Annotated in this window: 26 protein-coding genes; 3 read left to right on the top strand and 23 right to left on the bottom strand. The window is 66.1% G+C overall.

Features of this window, described 5'->3' with window-relative positions:
* The first annotated feature begins 71 nt into the window (after positions 1-71).
* Positions 72-1667 (top strand): methyl-accepting chemotaxis protein, encoded by a 1596-nt coding sequence (locus tag ACZ5YA_RS03125; RefSeq protein WP_118935216.1) that lies wholly within the window; start codon positions 72-74, stop codon positions 1665-1667.
* A gap of 53 nt (positions 1668-1720) precedes the next feature.
* Here ACZ5YA_RS03125 and fliR read toward each other — a convergent pair whose 3' ends face one another.
* The 13 genes from fliR to fliF form a co-directional block, all read right to left on the bottom strand.
* Positions 1721-2509 (bottom strand): flagellar biosynthetic protein FliR, encoded by a 789-nt coding sequence (fliR, locus tag ACZ5YA_RS03130; protein WP_059380382.1) that lies wholly within the window; start codon positions 2507-2509, stop codon positions 1721-1723.
* A gap of 34 nt (positions 2510-2543) precedes the next feature.
* Positions 2544-2813, bottom strand: a complete 270-nt coding sequence (gene fliQ, locus ACZ5YA_RS03135) for a flagellar biosynthesis protein FliQ (RefSeq protein ID WP_008163193.1) — start codon at positions 2811-2813, stop codon at positions 2544-2546.
* A gap of 19 nt (positions 2814-2832) precedes the next feature.
* Positions 2833-3624, bottom strand: a complete 792-nt coding sequence (fliP, locus tag ACZ5YA_RS03140) for a flagellar type III secretion system pore protein FliP (RefSeq protein ID WP_059380381.1) — start codon at positions 3622-3624, stop codon at positions 2833-2835.
* 27 nt (positions 3625-3651) lie between these two features.
* The gene (gene fliO / locus ACZ5YA_RS03145; protein ID WP_280016428.1) at positions 3652-3975 is read right to left on the bottom strand and encodes a flagellar biosynthetic protein FliO; all 324 of its coding nucleotides are present in this window, start codon (positions 3973-3975) and stop codon (positions 3652-3654) included.
* A gap of 10 nt (positions 3976-3985) precedes the next feature.
* On the bottom strand, positions 3986-4528 hold the full coding sequence (gene fliN, locus ACZ5YA_RS03150) for a flagellar motor switch protein FliN (protein WP_464091999.1): 543 nt from the start codon (positions 4526-4528) through the stop codon (positions 3986-3988).
* Entirely contained in the window at positions 4521-5528 is a 1008-nt protein-coding gene (gene fliM / locus ACZ5YA_RS03155) for a flagellar motor switch protein FliM (RefSeq protein WP_464092000.1), read from the bottom strand. The genes fliN and fliM overlap by 8 nt, the downstream gene beginning before the upstream one ends.
* 2 nt (positions 5529-5530) lie before the next feature.
* Complete coding sequence (gene fliL / locus ACZ5YA_RS03160; RefSeq protein ID WP_059380377.1) at positions 5531-6157, bottom strand: flagellar basal body-associated protein FliL; 627 nt, start codon at positions 6155-6157, stop codon at positions 5531-5533.
* A gap of 170 nt (positions 6158-6327) precedes the next feature.
* Positions 6328-7719: a flagellar hook-length control protein FliK gene (locus tag ACZ5YA_RS03165; RefSeq protein WP_464092001.1), complete on the bottom strand. Its 1392-nt coding sequence runs from the start codon at positions 7717-7719 to the stop codon at positions 6328-6330.
* 24 nt (positions 7720-7743) lie between these two features.
* Positions 7744-8193, bottom strand: a complete 450-nt coding sequence (gene fliJ, locus ACZ5YA_RS03170) for a flagellar export protein FliJ (protein WP_054456691.1) — start codon at positions 8191-8193, stop codon at positions 7744-7746.
* Positions 8186-9676: a flagellar protein export ATPase FliI gene (fliI, locus tag ACZ5YA_RS03175; protein ID WP_059380375.1), complete on the bottom strand. Its 1491-nt coding sequence runs from the start codon at positions 9674-9676 to the stop codon at positions 8186-8188. The genes fliJ and fliI overlap by 8 nt, the downstream gene beginning before the upstream one ends.
* Complete coding sequence (gene fliH, locus ACZ5YA_RS03180) at positions 9673-10416, bottom strand: flagellar assembly protein FliH (protein WP_059380374.1); 744 nt, start codon at positions 10414-10416, stop codon at positions 9673-9675. Before fliH ends, fliI begins: the two co-directional genes overlap by 4 nt.
* On the bottom strand, positions 10409-11419 hold the full coding sequence (gene fliG / locus ACZ5YA_RS03185) for a flagellar motor switch protein FliG (RefSeq protein WP_054456694.1): 1011 nt from the start codon (positions 11417-11419) through the stop codon (positions 10409-10411). Before fliG ends, fliH begins: the two co-directional genes overlap by 8 nt.
* A complete protein-coding gene (fliF, locus tag ACZ5YA_RS03190) occupies positions 11409-13070 on the bottom strand; it encodes a flagellar basal-body MS-ring/collar protein FliF (RefSeq protein WP_118933649.1) in 1662 nt (553 codons plus the stop codon). Before fliF ends, fliG begins: the two co-directional genes overlap by 11 nt.
* 330 nt (positions 13071-13400) lie before the next feature.
* Here fliF and fliE point away from each other — a divergent pair, with 330 nt between their 5' ends.
* Positions 13401-13733: a flagellar hook-basal body complex protein FliE gene (fliE, locus tag ACZ5YA_RS03195; protein WP_054456696.1), complete on the top strand. Its 333-nt coding sequence runs from the start codon at positions 13401-13403 to the stop codon at positions 13731-13733.
* A 95-nt stretch (positions 13734-13828) separates the two neighbouring features.
* Here fliE and ACZ5YA_RS03200 read toward each other — a convergent pair whose 3' ends face one another.
* The 7 genes from ACZ5YA_RS03200 to ACZ5YA_RS03230 all read right to left on the bottom strand — a co-directional run bounded on the left by ACZ5YA_RS03200 (position 13829) and on the right by ACZ5YA_RS03230 (position 19090).
* Positions 13829-14632: a flagellar brake protein gene (locus ACZ5YA_RS03200; RefSeq protein WP_464092002.1), complete on the bottom strand. Its 804-nt coding sequence runs from the start codon at positions 14630-14632 to the stop codon at positions 13829-13831.
* Positions 14633-14656: 24 nt separating this feature from the next.
* Positions 14657-14974, bottom strand: a complete 318-nt coding sequence (locus ACZ5YA_RS03205; protein WP_464092003.1) for an EscU/YscU/HrcU family type III secretion system export apparatus switch protein — start codon at positions 14972-14974, stop codon at positions 14657-14659.
* Complete coding sequence (gene fliK / locus ACZ5YA_RS03210) at positions 14974-16335, bottom strand: flagellar hook-length control protein FliK (protein WP_464092004.1); 1362 nt, start codon at positions 16333-16335, stop codon at positions 14974-14976. The genes ACZ5YA_RS03205 and fliK overlap by 1 nt, the downstream gene beginning before the upstream one ends.
* Complete coding sequence (locus ACZ5YA_RS03215; RefSeq protein WP_464092005.1) at positions 16332-16685, bottom strand: flagellar protein FliT; 354 nt, start codon at positions 16683-16685, stop codon at positions 16332-16334. Before ACZ5YA_RS03215 ends, fliK begins: the two co-directional genes overlap by 4 nt.
* Positions 16686-16732: 47 nt before the next feature.
* A complete protein-coding gene (gene fliS, locus ACZ5YA_RS03220) occupies positions 16733-17161 on the bottom strand; it encodes a flagellar export chaperone FliS (RefSeq protein ID WP_118933654.1) in 429 nt (142 codons plus the stop codon).
* 18 nt (positions 17162-17179) lie between these two features.
* Complete coding sequence (gene fliD, locus ACZ5YA_RS03225) at positions 17180-18568, bottom strand: flagellar filament capping protein FliD (RefSeq protein ID WP_118933655.1); 1389 nt, start codon at positions 18566-18568, stop codon at positions 17180-17182.
* A gap of 144 nt (positions 18569-18712) precedes the next feature.
* Positions 18713-19090, bottom strand: coding sequence for a flagellar protein FlaG (locus ACZ5YA_RS03230; protein WP_464092006.1), 378 nt, complete (start codon positions 19088-19090; stop codon positions 18713-18715).
* Between the two features lie 142 nt (positions 19091-19232).
* On the opposite strand from ACZ5YA_RS03230, the gene ACZ5YA_RS03235 reads away from it, so the two are divergent.
* Positions 19233-19970 (top strand): IclR family transcriptional regulator, encoded by a 738-nt coding sequence (locus ACZ5YA_RS03235; RefSeq protein ID WP_464092007.1) that lies wholly within the window; start codon positions 19233-19235, stop codon positions 19968-19970.
* 34 nt (positions 19971-20004) lie between these two features.
* On the opposite strand, the gene ACZ5YA_RS03240 is transcribed toward ACZ5YA_RS03235, so the two are convergent.
* The 3 genes from ACZ5YA_RS03240 to ACZ5YA_RS03250 are packed head-to-tail and all read right to left on the bottom strand — an operon-like array spanning position 20005 to position 23368.
* The gene (locus ACZ5YA_RS03240) at positions 20005-21171 is read right to left on the bottom strand and encodes an acyl-CoA dehydrogenase family protein (protein ID WP_464092008.1); all 1167 of its coding nucleotides are present in this window, start codon (positions 21169-21171) and stop codon (positions 20005-20007) included.
* A complete protein-coding gene (locus tag ACZ5YA_RS03245; RefSeq protein ID WP_464092009.1) occupies positions 21171-22400 on the bottom strand; it encodes a CaiB/BaiF CoA transferase family protein in 1230 nt (409 codons plus the stop codon). The genes ACZ5YA_RS03240 and ACZ5YA_RS03245 overlap by 1 nt, the downstream gene beginning before the upstream one ends.
* A complete protein-coding gene (locus ACZ5YA_RS03250; RefSeq protein ID WP_059380362.1) occupies positions 22397-23368 on the bottom strand; it encodes a Bug family tripartite tricarboxylate transporter substrate binding protein in 972 nt (323 codons plus the stop codon). Before ACZ5YA_RS03250 ends, ACZ5YA_RS03245 begins: the two co-directional genes overlap by 4 nt.
* Positions 23369-23410 lie beyond the last annotated feature (42 nt).

Here is a 23410-nt window from a genome sequence, read left to right on the forward strand (position 1 = left end):
GCGGGGCGTCAGATCCGGTTTGCTCGCCGATATTCATTCGCTGCTCGACATGATGTACCCGGAGACAAGCTGTGCGCGTCAACCTACCTGTCCACAATGTAGAAACCAAGCTGCGCGAGGATCAATACCTGATCTCGCGTACTGATACCAAGGGCCGGATCGTCTATGCGAACCCGGCCTTTGTCGAAGTCAGCGGTTTTTCCCGAGAAGAGCTCATCGGCAAGCCGCACAATATCGTGCGTCATCCCGACATGCCGCCCGAAGCCTACGAAGATCTGTGGGAAACGCTGCAGGCCGGAGAGTCCTGGCTGGGGCTGGTGAAGAACCGGCGCAAGGACGGCGGTTACTACTGGGTGCTGGCCAACGCGACGCCCATCGTCGAAAACGGCGAGGTCGTGGCGTATTCCTCGGTGCGGGTGCGCCCCTCCGAAGAACAGATCGAAATGGCTGAGGATTTGTATGCCCGCATTCGCGAGGGCACGGCCAAGGGCGTGCGCATCCTGCGCGGGCGTCCCGTGCGGGCAGGCTGGCGCCGCGGCGTGGACGTGCTGGCATTTCCGTTCCGGCGCAATGTCCGCAGCCGCATGCTGCGCCACGCGCTGCTGTCATCGGCAATCATGGCCGGCGCCGGTATTTACGGCCTGCGGGCCAACTGGGCGGAACTGGGCACCTTGGGCGCGAGCGTCGGCTGCGCGGCCATCGCGCTGGGCGTTATCGCCATCTTTGGCATGGGCTGGCGCCTGTCGCGCTCGCTGCTGGATCCGATGGTGGATGCGGCCAATATGGCGCGTCAGGTCGCCGCTGGCAATCTGACCACGCAGATCGTGGCGGATTCCGACGATGAAGTCGGAAGCTTGAAATTTTCGCTCGATGTGATGCGCAAGAGCCTGATCGGGATCGCGCAGGATGTGTATCGCGGCATCGAGGGTACGACCCATGCCGCGGCGCATATCGCGCGCGGCAACCAGGAACTCGCGGGCCGTACCGAAGGCCAGGCGGCGTCCTTGCAGCAGACCGCGGCCAGCATGGAACAGCTGACCTCCACGGTGCGGCAGAACGCGGACAATGCGCGACAGGCCAATCAGCTGGCCGCCAGCAGCATGGAAGTGGCGCGCAAGGGCGGTGTGGCGGTCGGGCAGGTGGTGAGCACCATGCACGGCATTTCGGACAGTTCCCGCAAGATTGCCGACATCGTCAGCATCATCGAAGGCATTGCATTCCAGACCAACATCCTGGCGTTGAACGCTGCCGTGGAAGCGGCTCGCGCCGGAGAGTCGGGCAAGGGCTTCGCGGTGGTGGCGGGCGAGGTGCGCAGCCTGGCGCAGAAGAGCGCCCAGGCAGCCAAGGAGATCAAGGGCCTGATCGAAGACTCGGTGGAACGCGTGACCGAAGGCTCCCTGCAGGCCGAGCAGGCGGGCGCGACGATGCAGGACATCGTGGCCGCCGTGCATCGTGTCACCGACATCATTGGCGAGATTTCGCAGGCCTCTCAGGAACAGTCCAGCGGCATCGAGCAGGTGGATACGGCGGTGTCGCAGATGGACGTGATGACGGTGCAGAACACCGCGCTGGTCCAGGACCTGGGCGGCGCGGTGGTCCAACTGGGCAACCAATCCGGCGCGCTGCGCGAGACGATCCGGGTGTTCCGTCTTACCGGGCAGCAGTGATCGGGCGCGGGGCGGTGTCACACACCGCCCCGGCGGTCTCCATGAGTCCAGTCCTACTTGCCCGCCAGGGCGTCGGCGACGCGGCTCATCGCGGTGAGGCCGGATTCGAACAGCGATTCCAGGAAGGGCCCGGCGTGCGGCAGGACGACCGCCAGAATGGTGACGCCGATGATGAGCGTCACGGGAAATCCGATCGAGAACACGGATAGCTGCTGCGCCGCACGGTTCAGGATGCCCATGGCCAGGTTGATGGTCAGCAGCGCGCAGATCAGGGGCAGGGCCAGCAGCAGACCCGATACGAATATGGTCTTGCCCCATTCCACCACCACGCCAAAGCCGTTCTGATGCAACTGGATCATGGCGACGGGCAAGGTGTCGAAGGAGCGGACCAGCGCCGCCAGGACCAGCAGATGGCCGTCCAATGCCAGGAATGTCAGCATCGCAATGATGTTGAACAGGCGCGACAGCACCGCGGTATTGGCGCCGGAGCTCGGGTCGAAGAACGACGCGAACGACAGGCCCATCTGCAGGCCGACGAATTCACCGGCGGTCTGCACGGCGGCGAACACCAGGCGCATGGTGAATCCCAGCGCGATGCCGATCAGCACCTGCTGCATCACCATCCACAATCCGGCAAACGAACCGGGCGCAATGGGCGGCACGGGATCGAGCGCCGGACTGATCGCAACGGCCAGGACGAAGGACAGCCCGACCTTGACCTTGATGGGAATCAGCGATTCCGAGAACAGCGGGGCGGTGCCCACGAGCGCCAGAATGCGCACGAACGGCCAGAGAAACTGGCCGATCCAGCCGTTGAGCTGCTCGAGCGTGAAGGCGATCATGGGGAAAGGTCCGGTGTCCGGCGGCAGGCGCCGCTCAGGACACCAGCATGGGGATCTGGCCGATCAGCTGCCGTATGTAGTCGACCATGACGCCGATAAGCCAGGGACCGAGCAGCACCAGCACGCCGCACATGGCCAACAGCTTCGGAATGAACGACAACGTCATTTCGTTGATCTGCGTGGCGGCCTGGAAGATGCTGATGACCAGGCCCACCACCAGTGTCACGAGCAGCAAGGGCCCAGCCATCGCAAGCACGATCTTCATAGCCTGGTAGGTCATGGTCATGACGGTTTCGGCGGTCATGGCGATTCTCCTCCAGGCGTTATTGATAGAAGCTCTGGGCCAGGGAGCCCATGAGCAGGTTCCAGCCGTCGGCCAGCACGAAAAGCATCAGCTTGAAGGGCAGGGCCACCGTCACCGGAGGAACCATCATCATGCCCAGCGCCATCAGCACGCTGGCGACGACCAGGTCGATGATGAGGAAGGGAATGAAGATGGTGAAGCCGATCTGGAAGGCGGTCTTGAGTTCGCTGGTGATGAATGCCGGCACCAGGATGCGCAGAGGCACCTGAGTAGGGTCTTCCAGGGCGGGCTGCTTGGCCAGGTTGGCGAACAGCGACAGATCGTTCTCGCGCGTCTGGTGCAGCATGAAGGTGCGCAGCGGCGCGGCGGCGCGCTCGACGGCTGCCTCGAACTGGATCGAGCCTTCGGACAGCGGCTTGTAGGCGTCGGTGTATATCTTGTCGAATACCGGCGACATCGTATAGAAGGTCAGGAACAGCGCCAGGCCGATCAGCACGTGGTTGGGCGGCGACATGGCCGTTCCCATGGCGCTGCGCAGCAGGCCCAGCACGATGATGATGCGGGTGAAGCCCGTCATCATGAGCAGCGCGGCGGGCAGGAACGACAGCGAGGTCATCAGCAGCAGGGTCTGCATGCTGAGCGAATAGGTTTCGGAACCGTTCGGACCCGGCGTTGCGGTCAGCGCGGGCAAGGTGGCCTGCGCGACGACACCCGCGGGAAACAGGGCCAGGCCTAGCAGGGCGGCGGCGCCGAGCAGGTGTAGCGCGCCGGGCCGGGCGCGGACGGGTGTCGTGCTGGTGAGCAAACTCATGGGTGTCGCTTGGAGGGCGCGGCAGCGCTAGCGGCGCTTGAGCGCCTGGCCCAGCTTGGCCGCGAAGGCGGCCGCGGGCAAGGTCGAAGCCTCCGGCAGTTGGCCGGCGGGCAGGGTATGCAGGGTATTGAGCTGGTTCGGGCCGACGCCCACCACCAGCCAGGTGTTCTCGACTTCCACCACCACGATGCTCTGGCGCGGACCGACGGGCAGGCTTGCGACCTGCCGCAACAGGCTGCCGCCGCCGCGCTGTGTCAGCCCGGCGCGGCGCGCCAGCCAGGCCGAGGCCAGGATGGCGGCCACGACCAGGATCAGGCCGGCAAAGACGCGCAGGAGGGCGGAATCGTCCATGACGCCAGGATCAGCGGCGGTTGTTCAAGCGGTTGATCCGCTCGGACGGCGTGATGATGTCGGTCAGGCGGATACCGTACTTGTCTTCCACGACCACGACTTCGCCCTGGGCGATCAGGTAGCCGTTGACGAAGATGTCCATCGGCTCGCCTGCCAGGCCGTCCAGCTCGACCACGGAACCCTGGCCCAGCTGGAGCAGGTTCTTGATGGTCAGGCGGGTGCGGCCCAGCTCGACCGTCAGCTGGACGGGTACGTCCATGATCAGGTCGATATCCGCGCCCGCGCCGCCGGTGGCGCCGGCCAGGGGTTTGAATACGGATTGCGCGGCAGGTTGGGCGGCTGCGGCAGGAGTGGCAGGCGCCGCCGCTGCGGGAGCCGGCGCGGCAGCGGGCGCCGCCGCACTGGTCTGCTCGGCCATGGCTGCGGCCCAGTCGTCCTGGGGCTTCAGGCCGTCGGCCTGGGTGGGCGGATTGGCGCGGGATTGTTCGGCGAGCGCGTCGGCCCAGTCGTCGGCCGGGGACGAGCCGGTACCGGGCTCGTTCTTGTCAGTCATGGTCAGAGGCCTCGTTGGATTCTGTATCGTGGGTAAACATGTTCTGTACGCGCAAGGCGTACTGGCCATTGAAGACGCCGTAGCCGCAATCCATCAACGGCACGCCGTCGACGCTGGCGACTATGGTTTCGGGTACGGTCACGGGAAGGACGTCGCCGACTTTCAGGCTCATCAGTTCGCGGATCGACGAGGGAATGCGGGCAAATTCCGCAACCACGTCGATATCGGCGCTGCGCACCTGGCGCGAGAGCTGCTGCGCCCAGCGCTGGTCCACTTCTTCGAGTGTGGTTTCCTGCAGCGGGCGCGTCAGCAGATCGCGCACCGGTTCGATCATGGAATAGGGCAGGCAGATGTTCAGGTCGCCGCCGGTCGCGCCGAATTCGATGTGGAACGAGGTGACGACCACCACTTCATTGTTGCCGGTGATGCTGGCGAACTTGGTGTGCATCTCCGAGCGCACGTACTCGAATTCGATCGGGTAGACGGGATCCCAGGACTTGCCGTAGCTTTCCAGGGTCAGGTTGAGCAGGCGCCGGATGATGCGCTGTTCGGTCGTGGTGAAGTCCCGGCCTTCGACGCGCGTGTGGTAGCGGCCATCGCCGCCGAACAGGCTGTCGATGACCAGGAACACCAGGTTCGGATCATAGGTGAAGAGGGCCGTGCCGCGCAGGGGCTTCATCTGAATCATGTTCAGATTGCTCGGCACGGGCAGGTTGCGTTCGAAATCCGCGTACTTCTGGATCTTGATCGAACCTACGGTAATGTCGGCGCTGCGGCGCATGAAGTTCAGCAGCACATGGCGCATCTGCCGGGCGAAACGCTCGTTGATGAGCTCCAGCGTCTGCATGCGGCGCCGCACGACGCGGTCCGGCGAACTCAGGTCGTAAGCGCGGGCGCCGGCGTTCGGGTCCGCGGCGGTAGTTTTGCTGTCGCTTTCGCCGGTGACGCCCGCCAACAGCGCATCAACCTCGTCCTGCGAAAGAAATGCCTCGTAGGCCATGCTTATTGCACCACGAACGCCGTGTACAGTACGTCGGTGACATACTGGCCGTCCGGCAGGGGCGAGAAGGGGCGATTCACGGCCTGCTTGATCGCGTTGGCCATGTCGGTCTTGCCTTGCTGAGTCTGCACGCCGGTGGGCGATTGCGACGACAGCACCATCAGGATGCGGCTGCGCACTTCAGGCATGTACTTTTCGAGGCGCGTACGGGTCTGCTCGTCGCTGACGCGCAGCGTCAGGCCCACATGCATGATGCGTTCCGTATCCGGATTTTGCAGCGTGACGGTAAAGGGTTCGATCGGCACGAAGATCGGAGCGGGCACGGCGACCGGGTTGGCCGGCGGCGCGACAAAGGTGGTCGGGGTGGCTTGCGGGCCTTGTTCCGGCTGACCCGGCTGGCCGGGTTGGCCAGGCTGTCCGGCGGGCACTTGACCGACGCCGAGCTGCACGGTTGCGCTGTTCTGCGGCTGCATCCGTTGGGTGATGAACCAGGTGGCGCCGGCGCTGGCCGCGGCAACGATGAGCAGGACCAGGATTGCCAGCAAGGGGCGAAGAATACGGCCCATGCCGCCGGAGCGGGAAGAAGGCGCGCCGCGCGCAGGCATGGGTGAAGGTTTGGAAGTCGCCATCTCGGTGTCGATGCGTGTTTTGCCGCTGATGAAAACGGGTTCTTAGTGGATGAAAGCATTCTGCCCCAAATGCCGCTTCCGCTTGGAGGCGAAAAACAGGGCGAAAGCCGCGTATCTCAAGCTATTGCTGCACCGCCCGCAGCCGTGGCCAGAGGCGATGCGTTGCTTTGTCAGGCGAAGGTGTCCACCAGCGCGTTGGCGTTGCGCGGGGTTGCCACCGCAATGGGGGCTTCAGCCGCGGCCTCGGCGCCAGTCTGGCTGCCGCCGGCATGGCGCTGCGAGCCGTTGCCGCCTTGCTGCGCGAACTCCTGTTGGGCGGCTTGTTCACCCACGCTGGTCTGACCCAGCGAGATGCCAGCCTGGGCCAGCGCCTGCTGCAGTTGCGGGATCGCGGTTTCGATCGCCTGGCGGACCGAGGCGTGGGCCGACACGAACGAAGCGCTGGCTACGCCGTCCGTCAGGTTCAGGCTGACGCGCAGCGGACCCAGATCGGGCGGATCGAGGCGCAGTTCGGCAGTTTGCATGCCCTGGCGTGCGCTGTGGCTCATCATGACGACTTGTTGGCCGAGCTCTGTGCCCCAATGGGTGCCGCCCACGGGAGTGGCGACTTGAAGCACCACCGGTACGACGGGTGCGGCGACAGCTGCCGGATTTGCAACCGGAGCGGCGGCAGGACGCTGCGCGGCTGCGGCAAGCGCCTGGGCCAGGTGGTCCTGGGCCGAGGCGCCATGTTGCGGCGCCTGGAATTGCTGTTGGGCGCTGGCCAGGGCCGGCGTTTCTTCGGTCTGTTCAGGCATGGCGGCGTGGTCCGCAGCCGGGCGCGCATCGCGCGCGGGACGGGGCAGCGCGACTTCCGCGGCGAGTCGCGGCGTTTCGGCCTTGACGGGCGCGGCAGCGGCCGGGGTGCGGACCGGCGCTTGCGCGACTGCCGCCGCGTCAGTGCCGGGCTTGGCTGCCGCGGTGACGACCGGCACGGCGATTTCGGCCTCGCGGGCGGCAAGCGCGGCGGCAGCCTCTGCTTGTGGAGCGGTCAGGCCGACAGCGCCAGAGGCGGCGATGGCAGCGGCCTGCGCCTGCGTTGCGGGCGCGGCGTCGGCGGCATTCAGCGCGGCGGTCAGAACGGCGGCGCCGCTGCTCATCGCTGCGGCGGCAGCGGCGGCGTTGCCGCGTGCGAGCTGCACTTGTTCTGCGGCCTGGGCCGCGATTTCCAGGGCTTGCTGCGGGAGAATGACCGCGGGTTGCGCGGCCGCGACGGCCAGCGCGCCTGCCTCGGCCTGCGCGGCGGTTTGCACCGCCTCGTCGATGGCGCCGGCGGCGGCGCCTTCGGCGCGGGCGGCCGGGTCGCTGGAAGTCTTGCCATCAGCGGACGTCTTGGCGCCGTTGTTCGCGGGCCGCGAATCGGCGGCCTGGCTGGGGCGTTGTTGCGCGGGACGCTGCTGGGCCAGCACGTCGGAGAAGCTGGGGCCCTTCTTGTTTACAGGCGCGCTCTTGGCGCCGAGCGCGTCGGCGATCGACGAGGGCGCGGCGGGCGCGATGGAGGGCAGGGGCAGGGGAGCGTTCATCTGGGGCTTCCTGTGAGGTATTGCTTAATGCATGCCGGTCTGGCGTTGGACCAGGCGGGCGGAGTATTCATCGTTGGCGCGCTGTTCGCGGCGGGATTCCACGACGGCCTGGGCGCGCAGTTCGCGCTGCGCCAGGGCGTCGTAGGAGTTGAGCTTGCGTTTTTCCTGTTGCCAGTAAAGCCGGCCCTTGGCGAGGTTGTCGTCCGCCTGGCGCAACACGCCTTGTTGCTGGCTGATGGCGTCGTCCAGCGTGCTGATGAAGCGCTGGTAGTTATGGCAGTCGCTGGCCGACATTCCGCTGGTCATCGCCTGTTGCAGTCGTTCCAGGTAGTCCTGGCGGTAGTCGTGCAGCATGGATAGCTGGCGTTCGGCGTTGGTGCGTTCGGCGCTGAGCCTGCCGAGCAGGCGGGCGGCTTCGTCCGTGCTCTCTTTGGCCAGGTTGATCAGCATGTCCAAAGGCAATTGGCTAGGCATAAGCGTTCCTCAATTCGAAACTGGCCTGCAGTTGGTTGACGGCGGCTTCATAGCCGACGTTTTCGCCTATGTCTTGCTGCAGGAAGGCTTCCAGGCGCGGATAGCGGGCGATGGCGTCGTCCAGCTGCGGGTCATTGCCGGCGGCGTAGGCGCCCACCGCGATCAGATCGCGGTTGCGCTGGTAGCGCGACAGGCTTTGCTTGAAGCGTCGCACCACGGCGAACTGCTCGGGCGTGATCAGCGAGGTCATGGCGCGCGAGATCGACGCTTCGATGTCGATGGCCGGGTAGTGGCCGGCTTCGGCCAGGTGGCGTGACAGCACGACGTGGCCGTCCAGGATGGCGCGGGCCGAATCCGCGATCGGATCCTGTTGGTCGTCGCCTTCGGCCAGCACGGTGTAGAACGCAGTGATCGAGCCTGCTTTGCCGGACGGTCCGGGCGCGCCCATGCCCGCGCGTTCGACCAGCGTCGGCAGCTTGGCGAAGACGGAGGGCGGATAGCCCTTGGTGGCAGGCGGCTCGCCGATGGCCAGCGCGATTTCGCGCTGCGCCATGGCGTAGCGGGTCAGCGAATCCATGATCAGGAGCACGTCCAGGCCCTGATCGCGGAAGTGTTCGGCCAGGCGCGTGGCGTAGGCGGCGCCTTGCAGGCGCAACAGCGCCGACACGTCGGCCGGCGCAGCCACCACGACCGAGCGCGCCAGGCCTTCGGGGCCGAGGTTGTGCTCGATGAATTCCTTGACTTCGCGGCCGCGTTCGCCGATCAGCCCGACGACGATCACGTCGGCCTTGGTGTAGCGAGCCATCATGCCGAGCAACACGCTCTTGCCGACGCCGGAACCGGCGAACAGGCCCATGCGCTGCCCCCGGCCCACGGTGAGCAGGCCGTTGATGGCGCGCACGCCGGTGTCGAGCACCGTATCGATGGGTGCGCGCGACAGCGGGTTGATCGGCTGGGCGGACAGGGGGGCGAGTTCGGCGCCATTGAGCGGACCCAGTCCGTCCAGCGGCCGGCCGGCGCCGTCCAGCACCCGGCCCAGCAGGGCGTTGCCGACCGGCAGGTGGCGGCCCAGCTGCGGCTTGGCGTTGCCGTTCAGTTCGGCCTTGCGCGGCAGCGGGATCTGGCGTTGCACGGGAGGCTCGCCAGGCACGACGCGCGCGCCGGGCGGCAAGCCGGAAATATCCGCCTGCGGCATCAGATAGAGGGTGTGGCCGTCGAAGCCTACGACTTCTGCATCCGCCCAGTGGTCGTGGCCGCGGGCGATTTCGATGCGGGCGGCCGCCCCGACGGGCAGACGCAGGCCGGTGGCGTGCAGCACCAGGCCGGTGGCGCGCGTGATCTTGCCGCTGACGAGCCACGGGTCGGTCGAGGCCGCGCGGATCGAGCCGATCTGTAGCTGAGTCTGCCAGCGGTCGATGACCGGCACCGCGGTAGCGGGCGCGGCCGGCTGGCCGGGCAGGGCGGGAGCCGGATTGGCGCTCACACCGGCTCCTCCCAGGAGACGTTGCGGCCCAGCGAGGCCGCGACCCGGCGCCAGCGCGTCTGCAAGGTGGCGTCGATGTCGCCGAAGGGCGTTTCGGCGCGACAGCCGCCGCGCGAGATGGACTCATCGGCCAGAACGCGCCAGTGGCCTTCCTTGAGCTCGTCCGCCAGATGCAGGCGGATCAGTTCGATGTCTTCGGGGTTGGCCCACAGGCGCATCTGGCCGCCGGCGGTGGGATTGATGTGCAGCACTTCGCGCACGGCGTTGACGACGGTTTCCGGCTGGTCGGCGAGCGTGGTGCGCACGACCTGCTGGGCGATGTCGAGAGCCAGGGTCAGCAGGCCTTGGCCCATTTTTTCCTCGAGCGAGCCTAGGGACGCGGCGCAAGCCTCTACCAGCGCATGCAGGCGCTGCGCTTCCGCGGCGCCCTGTTCGCGGGCCTGGACGAGGCCTTCTGCGTAGCCTTGTTCGCGGCCGGCGGCGAGCCCGGCCTCATAGCCAGCCTGTTGGCCAACTTCGAGGCCGGCGGCGTGGCCCAGCGCGTGGCCTTCCTCGCGGCCTTCGGCAAGCGCCTGGGCGCGCAGCTGGGCCATCACCACTTCGGGATCCGGCCCGGGGTCGGGTTCGGGTTCCGGCTCGGCTTCGACGACCGCGGGCTCGTCGAACGACAGCATCTGCCAACGCCGCCAGGCGGCGCTGCGCGAGATGAGCGCCGTGGCGCCGCTGTCGACCTCAGACATAGGTGTCGTCTCCCTGGTTGCCCAGGACGATCTGGCCGCTCTCGGCCAGGCGGCGCGCGATCTGCAGGATCTTCTTCTGCTCGGTCTCGACCTTGGACATGCGGATCGGACCTTGCGCGTCCAGGTCTTCGCGCAGCATTTCGGCGGCGCGGCTGGACATGTTGCGCAGGAACTTGGCGCGCAGCTCTTCCGGGGCGCCCTTGAGCGCAACCATGAGCGTGTCGTTGTCGATTTCCTTGAGGATGAGCTGGATGGCGCGATCCTCGACGTCGAGCAGGTTGTCGAAGACGAACATCTCGTCGATGATCTTCTGCGCCAGGTCGTTGTCGCGCTCGCGCAGGCTGGCGACCACGGTTTCTTCCTGGGTCGAGTTCATCATGTTGAGGATCTCGGCCGCGGTGCGCACGCCGCCCATCTTGCTGCGCTTTGCGCCCTGGCCGGCCAGGACCGAATTCAGGACTTCCGTGAGCTCGGACAGCGCTGCTGGCTGCACGCCGCCGAAAGTGGCGATGCGCAGCATCACGTCGTTGCGCAGACGGTCCGTCAGGAGCGCCAGCACGCCGGCGGCGCGGTCGCGCTCCAGATGCACCAGGATGGTCGCGATGATCTGCGGGTGTTCGTCGCCGATCAGTTCTGCGACGGTGTTCGGATCGAGCCAGTTCAGCGCATCGATGCCGCTGCCGCCTTCGCCGGCTTCGAGGATGTCTTCGATCAGGCCGGCCGCGCGGTCGCTGCCCAGGGCCTTGGTCAGCACGGTGCGGATGTAGTCGTCCGAACCCAGCGTTACAGCCATGAACTGGTCGGCCTCCTGGCGGAACTCTTCCAGCACCACCGCAACGTCGCTGCGCGTGACCTGTTTCAGGCTGGCCATGGCGGCGCCGACCTGCTGGACTTCACGGGCGCCGAGGTACTTGAAGACCTCGGCCGCGGCATCTTCGCCCAGCGACATCATCAGCACGGCGCTGCGCGTCATGCCGTCCAGCGGGGTGGAATCATTTTTCATCTTTGTTCATCCAGGTGCGCAGAACCATCGCGACGGCGCGCGGATCCTTGGTGGCCATCGTGCGGGCGCGTTCCAGGTTGTCTTGGTAGCGGTCCACTTCCTTGGCGCGGGCCGCGTCCTGGGCCTCGCGTGCGGCTTCGATGCGTTCGGCTTCAGCCTGTTCCGGATCGACCGGCGGGTAGAGGTAGTCGCCCACCGTGCGGCGCAGCAGGCGATACAGCCACAGCGCCAGCACGCCACCGACCAGCCAGGCCAGGATCGTCTTGAACAGCGAGATCATTTCCGGATCGCGCCACATCGGCACCGGCGGCGGGCCGTCGTTGAATTGGCTGTTGACCAGGTTGAGCGAATCGCCGCGGGTCTCGGAGTAGCCCATGGCTTCGCGCACGAGGTTGGTCAGCTTGTTCAGTTCTTCAGGCGGCAGGGGCTGCAGTTCGCCGTCCTTGTCGCGCATGTAGTTGACGACCACGGCGACCGACAGGCGCTTGAGGTTGCCCACCGGCTGCTTGATGTGGCTGATCGTGCGGTCTACTTCGTAGTTGGTGGTGGCGTCGCGGCGTTCATTGAGGTTGCCGGTGACCGCCTGCGTGCCGGTCTGCTGCTGGGCATTGGCGGGTTGCTGCGGCTGGCCGGGGCGGGGCGGCTGGGGTTGCGGCGGGTTGGCGATGGGAGCCTGCGGATTGGCCGGCGCCTGGTTCGACAGCGCGCCAGGCACGCCTTGCGCGGGATTGATGCCGCGCTGGGTCGAGTCGCTGGTTTGCTGGCTGCGCACGGCGGCCTGGCCGGGCTCCTGGTTCGGGCGGTAGACCTCGGAGGTTTCTTCGCGGCGGGCGAAGTCGACGTCGGCGCTGGCCTGGGCGTGCACATTGCCCGGGCCGACCAGCGGATTGAGGATGGTGAGGATGCGTTCGACCGTGCGTTGTTCCATTTCGCGCACGAAGCGCATCTGGTCGGCGTCCATGCCGCGGCCTTCGCCCATCGGCGCCGACAGCAGGCGGCCGTTCTGGTCCACGATGGATACGTTTTCGGCGGTGAGTTCGGGGACGCTCGAGGCCACCAGCCAGGAAATCGCGGAGACCTGGGCGTCGCTCAGGCTGCGCCCCGGATGCATGTTCAGCAGCACCGAGGCGGTGGGCGCCTGGCGTTCGCGCACGAACAGCGACTGGCGCGGCATGGCCAGATGCACGCGGGCGTGCTGCACGGTGTGCATGGCTTCGATCGAACGCGCCAGCTCGCCTTCCAGGCCGCGCTGGTAGTTGATCTGTTCCGTGAACTGGCTGGCGCCGAATCGGGCGTTGTCCATCAGTTCGAAACCGACGGAGCCGCCGCGCGGCAGCCCCTGGGACGCCAGTTGCAGACGGGCGTCGTACACGCGGTCGGCCGGAACCAGCACGGCGGTGCCGGTTTCGTTGTAGCGGTAGGGCACGTTCATCGTGCCGAGCGCCGCCACGATGGCGCCGCCATCGCGGTCGTCCAGGTTCGAGAAGAGCACCTTGTACTTGGGCTCGCTGCTCCACATCGCCACGGCGACGATGACCGCGACGAGAGCCGCCGCCGCGCCCAGCAGGACAGGCTTGGGCAGCGCGCGCACCTTCTCCAGCACGGGGAACTTCGTCAGCAGCGACGAACTCAGGGTGGCCTGCTGGTTCATTGGCGGCCCCCGCTGGCCACGCGGAGCTGGAATTGGGACTTCATGTCTGGGTAGGGCAGATTACACATGCAACGTGCTTCTGGTCTGGGGAGAGCGTGGATTATTGCCCCTGAGACGTCCATCCCAATCGTTGAAAACGGCCGGTTTTTGGCGTTACTTATCTCCTATGTCCCCGACAAGGCGGACAAAGCCGCGGCCGCCCTGACGGCAAGCGGCTGCATTCGTGGAAATGTCGGGTTTTTTGGCGGTTCTTGTCGGCTATGAACCGGCGGAGTTGGCGTTACGCTGTGCGCACAATTGGTGTAATCCCAACCAGCAAGGAATCAGGTAATGGCTGTGTCAGGCTTGTCCGGCATCGAAAGCATGCTTCAGCAGATGCGCGCGGTAGTGAGCAAGGCGGAGACCGGTAATCTCAGCGCGGGTGAAATGGTTGGTCAGCCGGACGGCTTTGCCGCGGAGCTGCAACGCTCCATCCGTCGCGTCACTTCCGCCCAGAATGCCGCTACGGCCCAGGCCAAGGCGTTCGAGCTGGGAGCGCCCGATATTTCCCTCAACGACGTCATGATCGACATGCAGAAGGCCAGCATCGGCTTCCAGACGGCGGTGCAGGTGCGCAACAAGCTGGTTGCGGCCTACAAGGAAATTTCCTCGATGGCGGTCTGAGTCCCGTCGCGGGAACAGCGCTTGCGCGTACGCCGCAAGCGCAGCAGGCATCAGGGGCGGGGCGCTTGCAGCGCATGGCCCCGCCACATCAGGTATCAATTGCGCTGGGCGCCTCTTTCCAGGCGCCAGACTACCTGCTGCAGCCAGTTTTCCTGGCGCGCATCCAGATTCAGGAAGACGGCTCCCAGGTGGCTGACGGGCGGTTCGCCAGTCAGCGAAACATGCCTTGCCGCCGGCTCGTCCGGATCGGCGGATGAGACCATGGGCTGCCCGGAAACCGGGTATACATTGCGCACTTCCAGGCTGGCGTTGAGCTTGCCCTGGTCGCCAAAATCCAGTTGCACATTTTCCAGCACGGTGCCGCGTTCCGGCAGGGCGGAGACCGCGAGTCCTGCGCGCAGGCCTACGCCGTCGACCGAGATGTCGCGTATCGTGAACGCGTAGGGCTTGTCGTTGGGCGTGGCTTGCCAACTGGCGCGGCATACGTTGGCGGCCGCGATCAGGGACGCGCGGAACATCTTGCGGCGCTGGATGCGGGCCAGGCGTTCCGGGAACGGCGATACCAGCGCGGCGCTGCTGTCGTCGAAATGAATGATCTGGGGCCGCTGCACGCGAAAGCGGATCTGCACGCCGCCATAGGCGGTGGCATGGAAGTGGAAGGTGGTGCCGCTCAGCAAGCCCATGGAGTCGGACTGCTCGAAGTCCGCGCCGGCGTAATCGCGCGGCCTCCAGAAGAATTCGCCGGCCTGCTTGTCCACGCCGAGGATCAGCACGGCCATCTCCCGGTCCGCGGCGTCGCGTACCAGGATGTGGCTGTCGGGGTGGGTGAGTTCGAACAGGGCCGAACGCATCTCGTCAGGCCGGGTCAGCAGGAACTCCGGGTCGCTGGCATCCAACACTTTGGTCTTCCTCAGGTAATAGGGTCAGGCGGGTGGGGCGGGTTCGGGGAACTCGCGCGATTCCAGGCGGTAGAGCCAGGCCAGCAATTCTGCCACCGCTACATAGAGTTGGGGAGGAATATGTGCGTCCAGGTCCACCTGCATCAGCAGGCCGACCAGTTCGCGCGACTCGTGGACGTAGAGACCGTTTTCCTGCGCGGCGCGGACGATGGTGTCCGCGAGCTGGCCGTAGCCCTTGGCGACGACGCGCGGAGCGCCGTCCTTTTCTTCGTAGGAAATGGCGACCGCCGCGTTGCGGCCGGAGTTCGGGTCCGATTCCGGATGGGGGGTGAGGCGGCTCATCAGATATCGGCGGGAATGTCGAGGCGCGGTTCGACCACGCTTACCGACAGATTGCTCAAGGTCAGGCCGGTTGCCAGCAGGCGCGAACGCAGCGCGTCCGAGGAGTCATTGATCTCGGCCGCGCTGTGCGGCGCGACGAGTTGCAGGACGATCTGATCGCCGGCCAGGTTCAGTCGGGCATCGACCAGGCCCAGGCGGGGCAGGTCCAGCTTCAGGCGCGTGGCCCAGGTGGAAACTGCCGACTCGGGGTCGCCGCCGTAGGGGTCGCGCTCGACTTCCCATTCCATGGGCGCGCCGGGCCAGGCTTCGCCTTGCCAGGTCAGCGCCTGGTTGGCCAGCACGTCCAGTTGCTGGCGGACGAGTACGGTCAGGTCCTGGTGTATGCCGGTGATGGGCGTGCCGGGGGCCGATGAGGTAGAGGAGGCTGCGCCGCCCGGCGCGGGGTCGGCGCCTGCACGGCCGCTGGGGGCGTTGCCCGCCCGCGGCCGCGAGGGCGCGGCATCTTGCGCTGGCGGATTCTTGCCGAGCACGGCCTGCGGTTCGTTGCGCAATTGCTCAGGGTTGGCGCGGCCGAAGACCATGTCGGTCAGATGGGACTCGTAAAACAGGCCGCTGCCTTGCAGCGCCTGGCGCAGAGCCTGTCCCAGCGCGCGCGCGGAAGGTCCGCCAGCCGCCAGGGCGGCATGCGCTGCGGCGTCGGGTCCTTTGGCTGCGCCGGGATTTACGCCGGGTCCGGCGGGCCGATCCTGTTTGGCGCCGGTCGCCGGCGTGTCGCCGTCAAGGGTTGCCGCGGCCGAGGCGGCGAGCGCGGAGGCTTGCTGGGAGGGAGCCTGTGCCGATGCCTGGCCAGGCATCGGCTGGAGGGTTTGCGTAGCGGTTTGCGCTGTTTGTTGGCCTGCTTGCGGTGCGGGCGTGGGGTTGGCGCTGGCGGCGGATTGGCCCGGCTGCGCATCGGTGGTCCACAAGGGCGCGCGGCCCTGTACCGCTGGCGCGGCCTCCGGAAATTGGGCGAGCAAGGCAAGAATCGTGCGCGCCGTCGTGCCCAGCGTGGTTGGGGCCGAGGCGGTGGTGTCGCTGCTGGTGACCAGGCCACGCGCGGCCAGCGCCAGCGCCGCGGCGATTTTGGGGTCGACGACAGTATTGGGGCGGTCGCCGCGGGCGCCACCGGGCTGTATGCCTTGCCGCGGATCGCGTGTCGATCCGTCCGAAGCGCCGGGTTTTTCCAGGCTGCCAGGCTGGCTGACTGCGTCGGGGCGGGCGCCGGAGACCTGGTTGGCGCTGGCGGCGGACATCGTCGTGCCCAGCACGGCGTCCAGCCGCTGCACCAGGACGTTGCCGAGTGCGGCAGGACCTACGCTCATTCTTCAGGCGCCTGGTAGCCGTAGGCGGACAGCAGGGTTTGCTGGCGCTTCATGCGTCCCAGCAGGTCGCCCAGGCGGGCCAGTTGCGGCAGCGCCAGGTCGCGGGTGAGCGCGTCGTTTTCCAGTATCCGGACCAGCAGGTCGTACTTCATGGCGCGCCCGGCTTCGTCCAGAGGCATGCTGATGTCGGTCAGCCGCAGGCGCTCGACTTGTTCGCAGTATTGCTGCCCAAGAACCATCGCGGCATCCCAGTCACCCGCTTGCGCAGCAGACAGCATGTCGTTCGTGATATGGGCGATCTCCTGGTAGTGCTCCAGGATGGGGTGGGTGTACTGGGTCAGGGACGTCATGGAAATCTCGGGCGGTCGATGGCTGGCTAAATTTGTATTCCGGGCCATCAGGGCTGCATCCCGCCGGCTGGCCGATCTATGGAGGTCTGCCAAGCTTCGGCCAGATCCGCCAGCAGACGGTCGGCTATGTCCAACTGTTCGACGTCAGCCTTGAGATTGGCCATCAGAAGAGTGCGGACGATGTAGTCGTAAAGCAGCGAAAGATTGGCAGCGATATCGCCGCCCGCCTCCATGTTCAGGCCCATCTTCAGGCCTTCGTCAACGATCTTGATCGCTTTCGAGATTGCCGCGCCGCGTTCGGCGATCCGCCCTTCCTGCAGGTGTAGGCGCGCCTGTCCGATGGCCGCGCGCGCGCCCATGTAGAGCAGGGTGATCAGCCGCTCGGGGCTTGCGCCCAGAATCTGGGTTTCCAGGCCGATATCGGCGTAGGAGCGGACAGATTGGGACCCTAGGGGGCGGCGGGCGGCATAAGTCATTTAATGCATCTTCTAGGTTTACTTGGACGATTTGTTCATCGCCGCAAATTGCTGAGTCAGGTAGTTGCCGGTGACGCCCAACTGCGAGACGAACTTATCCAGCTGAACAAAGCGCGTGCGCAGCTGGTCCATTTCGGCATCGCTGCTGGCTTTGGCGCGAGCTTTCTGGGCCGCGAGGTCGTCGATGGTCTTGGTCAGTCCGTCTTGACGGGTTTTCAGCGAGCCATTGGCGCCGAGCACGTCCTTGAAGGCGGCTTCCATCTGCTTGGCCAGGCCGTTTTCGCCCGTCAACAGTTTGGTGACGTCGGCAGAGTTTTCCTTGAGCGCCTTGTCGAGCTTGGTCTGGTCCAGCTTCAGTTGACGGTTCATCGGGTCGGTCGTGATGCCCAGATCCGCCAGGGATTTCACGACGTTTCCGCCCAGGACGCCCTGCAGTGCATTGCTCAGGGCCCATTGGATCGAGCGGGTCGTGCCGTCGCCCGTCAGGGGCTGATTGGTCGCCGCCTTGGCGTCGAATGCGGTCAGGTCCTTGATGGTGGACTGCAGCGTGTTGTAGACGGTGACGAAGTCCTTCACGGCCTTGGTCGCCACGGTCGGGTCCGCTTCCAGCTTGAGCGTGATGGGTTTGTCCGCCGGGGTTTCCTCGGACAGGTTCAGCGTCACGCCGTCGATTGCCTTGTCGATGTTGTTCGAGCCGCTCTTCACGGTGATGCCGTTGATCACGACCTCCGCGTCCTGCGCCTTCGTGTTTGCCATGCCGGTGGTTACGCCGCCGGCATCGGTGCTGAAGCTCAGGATGTCCTTGAGCGACTGGTCGCCCGTGACGGTGATGGACTTGACGGAAGCCTGGACGCCGGTGTCCTTGGCGGTCAGCATCAGGTAGTTGTTGCCGTTACCGTCGTTGATGACCGTGGCGCGCACGCCTGCCTTGTCATCGGCGTTGATGGCCTTGACGATACCGTTGAGCGAGGTGTCGCCCTTGAGGTCTATGGTCTGTTTGGTACCGTTGCTCAGCTCGATTTCGAAGGAACCTGCATCGCCGTTCTTGGCGGTGCGGTCACTGACGCTGCTGGATTGGAGGGTCTGGGACTTGGCCAGCTTGTTGACCGCGATGGTGTATTGGCCCGCGACGACGCCCTCGGCGGCCACGGTGGCCGTCAACGCGGTTCCGCCGGTGACGCTGCCCTTGATCGCCGCCAAGGTTTCGGCCTTACCCAGGACCCCGGCGGCCTTCTGGACCGCTTCCAACGCGCTCTGCAGCTTCGAATATGCATCGATGCGGGTCTTGTAGCTTGCCGTGCGCGTGTCGTAGATCGAGAGCTTTTTGTCCTCGGCGTCCTGCAATTTCTTCAGGGTTTCTTCCAGAGGCAAGCCGGAAACCGAGCCGAGGTTGGTGATAGAGGCCATGTGAAATTCCTTCCTAGCGATGCGATTTTGTCAAAAATACGGTGTCAGCGATTGGCCGGGTAAGGGCATTAGGCGGGCCTAATTCGACGCTTCCATGGTTGGCCCGCTCGATGGCGGCGGACGGCGCAGGAAATCAGGGTCGAATCAAGCCGTCGTTTTAATGCCATTTCCTTGCATGTTCACGATCATTTTGGCGATTTTCAGCAGTGTTTCGCTGGGGATCGTGCGTATGACGTCACCCGATTCCGCGTCGATCACCGAAACCACTACCTGGTGCACGTTGGGGTCGATTTCGAACTGGAGCTGGGTGGACCAGGCCTTCATCTGATCATTGATTTCATCCAGGGCCTTGTCCAGGGGGAGCTTCTGCGAATCGGATTGATCCGATGTCGCGCTGTCCGAAGCCCCGCTGTTCGTTGCGGCGGCCGCGGGCGCGACGCTCACGGAGGGGTCTGGAGCAACCGGCGGGGTCGCGACCGGCGCTGGTGCAAACGATGCGGGGGCTAGGGGGGTTACGGCCATGATCACTCCAACGGCGATGTGGGCGTCTCGGAGGAACGCGCTGTTTTCAGGGAATTCTCAGCTACGATAACGGCAGGCCCGTAGGGAACTTTAGCCACCGGCGGTCCAGATGTTTCACGTGCTAAATAGTTCGGATCGGGTAATGAGTGTCAAGACGGCGCTGCGAGTCATCGAAATCATCGAAACCTATGCCCGCGAAAAGCGCGCGCTGCCACTATCGGAACTGGCCCGGCTGCTGGATGTGCCGGTGTCCAGCTGCCTGGCCCTGATCCGTACCCTGACGGGGCTGGGCTATCTGTATGAAACCGGCCGACGCCAGGGCTACTACCCGACCGGCAGGTTGCTGGCCATGGCGCAGCGCATCGCCCGCGCCGACCCGGTGCTGGACCGGGTCTATCCCAGCCTCACGGAATTAAGGGACGCTACACGCGAAACGATTGTTTTCGCCAAGCTGAGCCAGGACGGGCGGGTGGTCTACCTGGATGTGCTGGACTCCCCGCATACGATCAGATACGCGCCGGTTGCGGGCGAATTCAAGGACGTACACGCGAATTCGCTGGGAAAGGCGCTGCTGTCGCTGTTGGATGCGCCGACCCGCGACGCCATGCTCGCGGACATGACCATGACCCGCCACAACGAGCGCACCCTGGTCACGCGCGACGCGCTGCTGGCGGATCTGGAGCTGTCGCGTCAGCGCGGCTGGTTCATGAACAGCGGTGAATCCATTGCGGACGTGGGTGCGATCGCCTGGCCCGTTACGCTGTCCGGCGAACACTATGCAATTTCGGTGGGCGGGCCGATCTACCGGATCGAGCCGCAGCAGGAGGCCTACGCGCGTATCCTGCGCTCGGCCTGCACCGCGCTGGAGCAGCAGGCCTGACGGGCAGGCCTGGGCGCCTATCGAGCGCCGCTACTCAGTAGGACTTGGGCAGCCCCAGCACTTTTTCCGCGATGAAGCACATGATCAGCTGGGGGCTGACCGGCGCGATGCGGGGAATGAAGCTTTCGCGCAGCAGGCGCTCCACGTGGTATTCCTTGGCGTAACCCATGCCGCCCAGGGTCATGACCGCGGTCTGGCAGGCGTTGTAGCCGGCCTCGGCCGCCAGGTACTTGGCCGAGTTGGCGTAGGGGCCGCAGGGCTTGCCGGCGTCATACAGGCTGGCGGCCTTGAATACCATCAGGTCGGCGGCTTCGAGCTGCATCCAGGCTTGCGCCAGGGGGTGCTGGATGCCCTGGTTCTGCCCGATGGGGCGTCCGAACACGGTACGCTCGCCGGCGTATTTCACCGCCCGGTCCAATGCGGCGCGACCGATGCCCACGGCCTCGGCCGCGATCAGGATGCGTTCGGGGTTCAAGCCGTGCAGGATGTATTCGAAGCCGCGGCCTTCCTCGCCGATGCGGTCGGCCACGGGGATGCGCAGGCCGTCGATGAACAGCATGTTCGAGTCCACCGCCTTGCGGCCCATCTTCTCGATTTCACGCACTTCTATCTTGCTGCGGTCCAGATCCGTATAGAACAGCGACAAGCCCTGGGTGGGCTTGTCGACGTCTGACAGCGGGGTGGTGCGGGCCAGCAGCAGCATCTTGTGGGCGACCTGGGCGGTCGAGATCCAGATCTTGCGGCCATGCACCACGTACTCGTCGCCCTGGCGCACGGCGCGGGTGCTGAGCTTGGTGGTGTCTAGCCCGGCGTCGGGCTCGGTGACGGCGAAGCAGGCCTTTTCGCGGCCGGCGATCAGGGGCCCGAGCCAGCGCTGGCGCTGCTCGTCGCTGCCGAAGACCACCACCGGGTTCAGGCCGAAGATATTCATATGGACCGCCGAGGCGCCGGTGAAGCCTGCGCCGGAGGCCGCGATGGTCTGCATCATCAACGCCGCTTCGGTCATGCCCAAGCCTGCGCCGCCATATTCCTGCGGCATGGCGATGCCCAGCCAGCCGTCGCGCGCCAGATCGGCATGCAGGGATTCCGGAAAGCCGCCTTCGCGGTCGCGTTCCAGCCAATATTCGTCCGGATAGCGTTCGCAGATGCGGGACACGGCGTCCCGCAGCGCCAACTGGTCGGGGGTGAATTCAAAGTCCATCAGTCGTTTCCATCCAGGGTGATGCCGCGGGCCGCCATGGCGTCGATCCGGGCAGGGTCATAGCCGGCTTCGGCCAGCACCTCGCGGCTGTGCTGGCCCAGCCTGGGAGCGGGGCGGCGTATCGAGGTGGGGGTGCATTCGTATCTGCCCAGCGGCGCGGTCGTGCGTATCGGGCCCTCGCTGGGGTGGTCCATGTTCCGGATGAAGCCGGTCGCGGCCAGATGCTCGTCCTGCAGCAGGTCGTCCACGGAATAGAGCGGCGAGGCGGGAATGTCCGCCTGCGCCAGGCCTTCCAGCCAGTCCTGGCTGCCCCGGGTGGCGATGACGTCGGCGACGAAGGCGTAGACCTCGCCGATATGGGCGGCGCGTGCGCCGTGAGTGCTGAAGCGCGGGTCCCGCGACAATTCGGGCCGGTCGATCAGGTCGAAGAAGTTGCGCCAGTGCTTGTCGTTATAGATCAGCAGGCTGATGTAGCCATCGGCCGTGGCGTAGGGGCGGCGATGCGGCGCCAGCAGGCGTGCGTAACCAGTGGGGCCGAGCGGGGGATCGAAGGTGGCGCCGCCGAGATGGTCTCCCAGCACGAGGTGGGCCATGCCCTCGAACATGGGGATTTCCACCTGCTGGCCTTGCCCCGTGCCGCGCGCATGCAGCACCGCTGACACCAGCGCAATGCCGACGTGCAACCCGACCGCGCGGTCGGCCAGGGTCAGCGGCGCGTAGCGCGGCACGTCTCCACTGTGCTGGGCAGAGAGGGCGGCGATGCCGGTCTGGCCCTGGATCAGGTCGTCGTAGGCGGGGCGCCCGGCGTACGGGCCGGCCTCGCCATAGCCGTAGGCGCCCAGGTAGACGATGCGCGGATTGCGCGCCGCGACCGTCTCGTAGGACAGGCCCAGCCGGGCCATCGCCTGCGGGCGGATGTTGTAGAGCAGGGCGTCGCAGCTTTCGGCCAGCTTCAGGCAGGCCTCCAGTCCCTCCGGCGTCTTCAGGTCCAGCACGACCGATCGCTTGTTGCGGTTCAGGTGCAGATAGATATGGCCCATGCCGGGGTTGCGCATGGGGCCGACGGCCCGCATGTTGTCGCCCGCCGGCGGCTCGACCTTGATGACGTCGGCGCCCAGGTCGGCGAGGACCTGGGTGGCATAGGGACCCATCACGACGGTGCTCAGGTCCAGGATGCGCACGCCCGCCAGCGGGCCGCCGGGGGTTTCGGATTGCGGCCGCTCGTTCATTGCTGTTCGATTCCCGCGTCGCGGATCAGCTTGCCCCACAGGTCCAGCTGGGCACCGACGAACTGGGAAAAGGCCTCGGGCGTGCTGGAGAAGGCGTCGAATCCCAGGCCGGCCAAGCGCTTTTTCACGTCAGGCTTGGCGACCACCTGGTTGATCGCGGCATTCAGCTTGGCCACGATCTCCGGGGGCATGCCCGCCGGGCCGAAGTAGCCGTTCCAGGAGTTCAGGTCGAAATCCTGCACGCCGGATTCGGCCATGGACGGCAGGTCCGGGACGATGGCGCTGCGTTCGGCGGTCGATACCGCCAGGGCGCGCAACTGGCCCGATTGCACGAAGGGCAGGCCGGAAGCCAGGTCGGTGAACATGAAATCGACCTGCCCGCCGACCACGTCGGTCAACCCTTGCGGCGTGCCTTTATAAGGTACGTGCAGGATGTCGATCTTGGCGCGGTTCGCCAACGTGGCGCCGGCGACGATGCCCGTGCTGTTGCCGCTGGCGTAGGTGATGCGGCCGGGACGCTGGCGCGCGTCGGCGACCAGTTCGCCCACGGTTTTCCAGGGGCGTTTCGGGTTCACCACCAGGATGAAGGGCAGGTTGCCGCCGCGCGCGATGGGGGTGAAATCCTTGACCGGATCGTAGGGCACGTTCTTCATCAGCCAGGGCGCGGCCGAATGCGAGGTATTGGTGGTGACGAAAAGCGTGTAGCCGTCGGGCTTGGCGCGCGCCACGTAGTTGGCGGCGATGGTGGCGTTGGCCCCGGGCTTGTTCTCCACCACGACCTGCTGGCCGAGGATGTTGCCCAATTCGGCGCCGAAGATGCGGCCCACGGCGTCGGTGCCGGACCCGGCGGGAAAGGGGACGATCAGGGTAATGGGTTTGGCTGGGTAGTCGGTGGCGTGGGCGGCGGGGCCGGCGAACAGCGCCGCGCCGCCGATGAGGGCGGCGCCCAGCAGGCTTAGTGGTCTCATGGGTTTGTCTCCTGTGTGCTTCGGGTCCAGGCGCGGTTTCTG

The organism is Achromobacter sp. JCM 18799 (genome assembly GCF_055395645.1).

Bases quoted from the DNA above. Each gene is read 5' to 3' on its own strand.
- fliR (WP_059380382.1), bottom strand. From the start codon at position 2,509: ATGATCGCCTTCACGCTCGAGCAGCTCAACGGCTGGATCGGCCAGTTT.
- fliQ (WP_008163193.1), bottom strand. From the start codon at position 2,813: ATGACCGCCGAAACCGTCATGACCATGACCTACCAGGCTATGAAGATC.
- fliP (WP_059380381.1), bottom strand. From the start codon at position 3,624: ATGAGTTTGCTCACCAGCACGACACCCGTCCGCGCCCGGCCCGGCGCG.
- fliO (WP_280016428.1), bottom strand. From the start codon at position 3,975: ATGGACGATTCCGCCCTCCTGCGCGTCTTTGCCGGCCTGATCCTGGTC.
- fliN (WP_464091999.1), bottom strand. From the start codon at position 4,528: ATGACTGACAAGAACGAGCCCGGTACCGGCTCGTCCCCGGCCGACGAC.
- fliM (WP_464092000.1), bottom strand. From the start codon at position 5,528: ATGGCCTACGAGGCATTTCTTTCGCAGGACGAGGTTGATGCGCTGTTG.
- fliL (WP_059380377.1), bottom strand. From the start codon at position 6,157: ATGGCGACTTCCAAACCTTCACCCATGCCTGCGCGCGGCGCGCCTTCT.
- ACZ5YA_RS03165 (WP_464092001.1), bottom strand. From the start codon at position 7,719: ATGAACGCTCCCCTGCCCCTGCCCTCCATCGCGCCCGCCGCGCCCTCG.
- fliJ (WP_054456691.1), bottom strand. From the start codon at position 8,193: ATGCCTAGCCAATTGCCTTTGGACATGCTGATCAACCTGGCCAAAGAG.
- fliH (WP_059380374.1), bottom strand. From the start codon at position 10,416: ATGTCTGAGGTCGACAGCGGCGCCACGGCGCTCATCTCGCGCAGCGCC.
- fliG (WP_054456694.1), bottom strand. From the start codon at position 11,419: ATGAAAAATGATTCCACCCCGCTGGACGGCATGACGCGCAGCGCCGTG.
- fliF (WP_118933649.1), bottom strand. From the start codon at position 13,070: ATGAACCAGCAGGCCACCCTGAGTTCGTCGCTGCTGACGAAGTTCCCC.
- fliE (WP_054456696.1), top strand. From the start codon at position 13,401: ATGGCTGTGTCAGGCTTGTCCGGCATCGAAAGCATGCTTCAGCAGATG.
- ACZ5YA_RS03205 (WP_464092003.1), bottom strand. From the start codon at position 14,974: ATGAGCCGCCTCACCCCCCATCCGGAATCGGACCCGAACTCCGGCCGC.
- fliK (WP_464092004.1), bottom strand. From the start codon at position 16,335: ATGAGCGTAGGTCCTGCCGCACTCGGCAACGTCCTGGTGCAGCGGCTG.
- ACZ5YA_RS03215 (WP_464092005.1), bottom strand. From the start codon at position 16,685: ATGACGTCCCTGACCCAGTACACCCACCCCATCCTGGAGCACTACCAG.
- fliS (WP_118933654.1), bottom strand. From the start codon at position 17,161: ATGACTTATGCCGCCCGCCGCCCCCTAGGGTCCCAATCTGTCCGCTCC.
- fliD (WP_118933655.1), bottom strand. From the start codon at position 18,568: ATGGCCTCTATCACCAACCTCGGCTCGGTTTCCGGCTTGCCTCTGGAA.
- ACZ5YA_RS03230 (WP_464092006.1), bottom strand. From the start codon at position 19,090: ATGGCCGTAACCCCCCTAGCCCCCGCATCGTTTGCACCAGCGCCGGTC.
- ACZ5YA_RS03235 (WP_464092007.1), top strand. From the start codon at position 19,233: ATGAGTGTCAAGACGGCGCTGCGAGTCATCGAAATCATCGAAACCTAT.
- ACZ5YA_RS03240 (WP_464092008.1), bottom strand. From the start codon at position 21,171: ATGGACTTTGAATTCACCCCCGACCAGTTGGCGCTGCGGGACGCCGTG.
- ACZ5YA_RS03245 (WP_464092009.1), bottom strand. From the start codon at position 22,400: ATGAACGAGCGGCCGCAATCCGAAACCCCCGGCGGCCCGCTGGCGGGC.
- ACZ5YA_RS03250 (WP_059380362.1), bottom strand. From the start codon at position 23,368: ATGAGACCACTAAGCCTGCTGGGCGCCGCCCTCATCGGCGGCGCGGCG.